Raw genomic sequence first — 4,526 nt, forward strand, 5'->3', positions numbered from 1 at the left:
CGCCCAGCGGCGTCGAGGTGCCGTGGGTGTTGAGGTAGTCGACCGGCCGATCCAGACCAGCCAGCGCCATGTTCATGCAGCGCACTGCGCCTTCGCCAGACGGCGCCACCATGTCGGCGCCGTCGGATTACAGGCGTCCTCAGTCGGTGCGCCTGCCTTCCATCATGCGGTCGCGATTGGCCTTGAACGGGTTGCCCTGGTACCAGTTGGGCCAGCTTTCGCCGCCCGCCAACTCCCGGCCGACGCCGTACAGCAATTCGAGGTCTTCCATGGTGCCGTCGAGCTTCCAGGTGGCAGGGTCGTACTCGTCGCGCGGGCTGTGGTAGCGGTCGCGGCCATAGGCTTCTGCGGCTTTCCTGCCGGCTTCGATGCCGCCTTCCAGAAGATCCTGGCCGCCGCCGGCGTAGAGCGCGGGCACGCCGGCCTTGGCGAAGTTGAAGTGGTCCGAGCGGAAGTAGAAGCCACTCTGCACCGAGGATTCCGCATGCAGGCTCCGGCCCTGCTTCGCTGCCAGCGGTTTGAGGATGTCCTCGAGCTCGGAACTGCCGTAGCCAGTCACGGTCATGTCGCGAGTGCGGCCACTGACCGACATCGCGTCGATGTTGATCACCCCGGCGATCTTGTCCAGCGGGAAGGTGGGATGGTTGACGTAGTACTGCGAGCCGAGCAGGCCCGACTCCTCCAGCGTCACTGCGAGAAACACCACCGAGCGCTCTGGCGCCGGCTGCTGGTGGGCCATCGCGTCGGCGATCTCGAGGATGCCCGCCACGCCGGTCGCGTTGTCCACTGCGCCGTTGTAGATGTCATCGCCCCCGTCGGCGCCATGCGCCTCGCCCTCATGCCTGCCCAGGTGGTCCCAGTGCGCCATGTAGAGCACGGCCTCGTCGGCGCGCTTGCTGCCGGGCAGAACGCCAACGACGTTGCGCGACTTCTTTTCGGTGATGCTGCTCTTGAGGTCGAGGGACAGCGTAGTGCGCAGCGGCACCGGCTTGAAGCCGCGTTTGCTGGCGTCGCGATAGGCTTTCCCAAGGTCGAGGCCGGCGTCGGCGAACAGTTGCCGGGCCGCTTCCGCGTTCAACCAGCCCTGGGCCTGCAGGCGCGGTTCCTTGTCCCCGGCCGCCGGCAGGTCGTACTGTGCGCCGCCCCAGGAGCTCCTGACTACGTCCCAGCCGTAGGAGGCGCCGGCGGTGTCATGCACGATCAGCGCCGCGCTCGCGCCCTTGCGCGCGGCTTCCTCGAACTTGTAGGTCCAGCGCCCGTAATAGGTCATGCGCTTGCCTTCGAACAGGCGGGCGTCGTCCACGTGGAAGCCGGGGTCGTTGACGAACATCACCACGGTCTTGCCCTTCCAGTCCTGGCCGGCGTAGTCGTTCCAGTCCTGTTCGGGCGCGTCCACGCCATAGCCGACGAACACCATGTCGCTGGCGTCGATCTTCACTTCGGGCTGGCCGCTGCGGGTTCCGATCACCATGTCGCTGCCGAATCCCAGCGCACGGCTGGCATCGCCGTGGCGAAGCGTGAGCACCGTCGAGGGATCGGCGATGGTCTCGGTCATCGGCACGTCCTGGAACCAGCTGTCGCCATTGCCCGGCTGCAGGCCGATGCGCTGCATCTGGTCGCGGATGTACGCGACCGTCAGCTCTTCGCCGTGGCTGCCTGGCGCGCGGCCCTCGAACTCGTCCGATGCCAGCGTCTTCACCAGTTCGGCGAAGTCGGCGGCATCGATGCCGCTGGAGAAGGCGTGCGCCGGCGGCGCCTGTACAGGAGCCGGTGCAGGAGCGGTCTCCTGCCGGCAGGCGACCAGCGCGGCGCTCGCGAGGAGACACAAGAGGATCTTGCGGGGCATGGAACCGGGCTCCGGATGAGGGATGAAGCCCGATTCTAGGCAAGCGCGCCGCGAGCGCTCAATCCTTCGGAGCGGCTTCGGTGTCGAAGCGGCGGACGGTGGCGCCGCTGACCGGGCCGATCGAGGCGCTGTCATGCACGTACAGCGTCACCTCGCGTTCGAAGTTCAGCGCCCCGTCGACCGTCGCGTTCGGGCCGATGATGATCCGCGGCTTGCGCGGCGGCGTCAGCGACAGGCTGAACGATGGCTTGGTCACGCGGATGCCGCCCTTCACGTGCGAACCGATGCCGACGGTGATGTCGCCATTGACGGTTTCGACGTTGCGCCCGACCTCGGTGCCGACCAGCCCGATGCCGCCGTTGACGGTTTCCACGCCGCCGCCGATGCGGCCGCCCTGGTCGATGAAGATGCTGCCGTTGACCGTTTCCACGCCGCCGGACAGGACCAGCCCGCGTCCTGCGCGGACGGCGCCGTTCACGGTCTCCAGGCTGCGCGCCTGCACGTTGTCCTCGGCATTGATGCTGCCGTTGACGGTTTCCACGCCGCGCGCCTGCACGCCCTTGGCCAGGTGGATGCTGCCGTTGACGGTGTCCAGGTCCCGGTAGGCGGTGCCGGATTCGGTGCGGATGCTCCCGTTCACCTTGCTGATGTCGTCGGACGCCACCGCCAGTGGGCTGGCCAGCCCCAGGGCCAGCAGAATAAGCAATCGTTTCATCGCGCGTCTCCGTCGGAAATTCCTGTGGGCGAGGGTGGATGGCAGCATGGCTGGGTACAATCCGCATCTGCCTGAAGTCACTGGAACGCCATTGCGACAATACCGCCGCCGCCATCAGCCTGCCCGCGCCCCGGCATTGCCGGCCCGGGTTGTCGGCTGCCTGTTGGCGTTGTTCCTGGTGGCCCCCCTCGTGCAGGCGCAGAGCAACTCCCGCGATGCCGAGAAGAAGCTGCAGCAGGTGCGCGGCGAACTGAAGAGCGTGGCGCAGGAGCGGCAGCGTCTGGAAGGCGAACGGGATGCGGCGTCCCGGCGCCTGCGCGAAGCCGACCAGAAAGTGGCCCGCAGCGGCCGGGCGGTGGCCGATACCGAGGCGGCGATGCGTCGCGAACAGCAGGCGCTGGCCGAACTGCAGCAGCGCCGCGCGTCCCTCGAGGCGAATATGGGGCGGCAACGCCAACAGCTCACCGCGCTGCTGCGCGGGGCCTACCAGCTGGGCAACCATGCCCCGCTGAAACTACTGCTGTCGCAGGATCGCGTGGCCGATGCCAACCGCGAGCTGGCTTATCACCGTTACCTGCAGCGCGAGCGGGCGCGGACCATCGCCTCGCTCGCAGGCGATCTGCAGGCGCTGTCGTCGAACGAGCAGGAGATCCTGGCGCGCAGCCGTGAACTGGAGCAGGCGCGCGTCCAGCAGCGCGAACAGGCCGCTGCGCTGGCGGAGGACCGCCGCAAACGGGCGCAGGTGGCGACGGAACTGGACCAGCGCTACCAGGATCGCAGCGAGCGGGAGAAGGTGCTGGGCAAGGATGCGCGTGCGCTCGAGCAACTGTTGTCCAGCCTGCGCGCGGCGGCCGCACGCGCCGAGGCCGAGCGCAGGGCGGCCGCCCGCCGTGCCGAAGCCGAGCAGGCGCGCCAGGCGGCCACGGGGGCGGCAAGGCCAACGCCCGGCAAGGTGCCGCCGCGGGTCACCGCGAACGTGCCCGCGCCGAAGGTCGGCGGGTTGGGCTGGCCGCTGTCGGGCAATCTGCTGGCGCGCTATGGCGGACGCCTGCCCGACGGCCGCACCAGCAGTGGCGTGCTGATCGGCGCGCCTCCCGGTACCACGGTGACCGCGGTCGCCGATGGCACCGTGGTCTTCTCCGACTGGATGACCGGCTACGGGATGATCCTGATCGTCGATCACGGCAATGGCTACATGAGCCTGTACGCCCACAACGACACCCTGCTGCGCGACTCCGGCGCGCGCGTACGCCGCGGCGAGGCGGTCGCGCGGGTCGGCAACTCCGGTGGACAGGGCGTGACGGCGCTCTACTTCGAACTGCGCCGAAACGGACAGCCGGTGGATCCGGCCACCTGGCTGCAGCGCCAGTGACCGCCGGCTGAGCGGGTGGCGTGGCCGATGCCCCGCGTTCAACGGGAATTCGGCCGGGCTTCGCGCATAATCGGACCGACGCGCATGGTGCGCATCCGTTTTTCATGGAGTGGTTCATGCGTGTAGCCGGCCTTGCTGCTGCCCTGCTGTTCGCACTGTCGCCGGCCGTCGGCCTGGCGCAGAGCGCCCCGGACAAGACGACGAAGGCGGACGATCCCGACGCCAAGGAATCGGTCACCTCGCGTGTGCCGCTGGATGAAATCCGCCGTTTCGTTGCCGTCTACAACGCGGTGCGCGCGGCCTATGTCGACCCGGTGGACGACAGGAAGCTGATGCAGTCGGCGGTCCGCGGCCTGCTGCTGGACCTGGACCCGCACAGCACCTATTTCGACAAGGAGGACGCGCAGGCCTTCGACGAGCAGGCCACCGGCGCCTATGAAGGCATCGGCGTCGAACTGCTGCAGCAGGATGGCGCGCTCAAAGTGGTCTCGCCGATCGACGATACGCCCGCAGCCCGCGCCCGGCGGCGCGCCGGCGCTCTCATCGTGGGCCTCGATGGCCAGCCGCTCAGCGCGATCGCGGCGATGGAGCCG

Annotated in this window: 3 protein-coding genes and 2 pseudogenes; 2 read left to right on the top strand and 3 right to left on the bottom strand. The window is 68.7% G+C overall.

The window, feature by feature from the left end; translation table 11 throughout:
• The 3 genes and pseudogenes from QMX80_RS18415 to QMX80_RS18425 form a co-directional block, all read right to left on the bottom strand.
• Positions 1–139 (bottom strand): annotated as a pseudogene (locus QMX80_RS18415) (beta-ketoacyl-ACP synthase I); the annotation flags it as partial.
• A complete protein-coding gene (locus QMX80_RS18420) occupies positions 140–1,846 on the bottom strand; it encodes a M28 family metallopeptidase (RefSeq protein ID WP_282278629.1) in 1,707 nt (568 codons plus the stop codon).
• A gap of 58 nt (positions 1,847–1,904) precedes the next feature.
• Positions 1,905–2,561: a hypothetical protein gene (locus QMX80_RS18425; protein ID WP_055770986.1), complete on the bottom strand. Its 657-nt coding sequence runs from the start codon at positions 2,559–2,561 to the stop codon at positions 1,905–1,907.
• Positions 2,562–2,607: 46 nt separating this feature from the next.
• Here QMX80_RS18425 and QMX80_RS18430 point away from each other — a divergent pair, with 46 nt between their 5' ends.
• Both QMX80_RS18430 and QMX80_RS18435 read left to right on the top strand, forming a co-directional pair.
• Positions 2,608–3,933, top strand: coding sequence for a peptidoglycan DD-metalloendopeptidase family protein (locus QMX80_RS18430; protein WP_082443691.1), 1,326 nt, complete (start codon positions 2,608–2,610; stop codon positions 3,931–3,933).
• A 116-nt stretch (positions 3,934–4,049) separates the two neighbouring features.
• Positions 4,050–4,526: pseudogene (locus tag QMX80_RS18435) on the top strand (peptidase S41); the annotation flags it as partial.

Source organism: Stenotrophomonas sp. PS02297, assembly GCF_029959705.1.
GTDB classification, from domain to species: Bacteria; Pseudomonadota; Gammaproteobacteria; order Xanthomonadales; family Xanthomonadaceae; genus Stenotrophomonas; species Stenotrophomonas nitritireducens.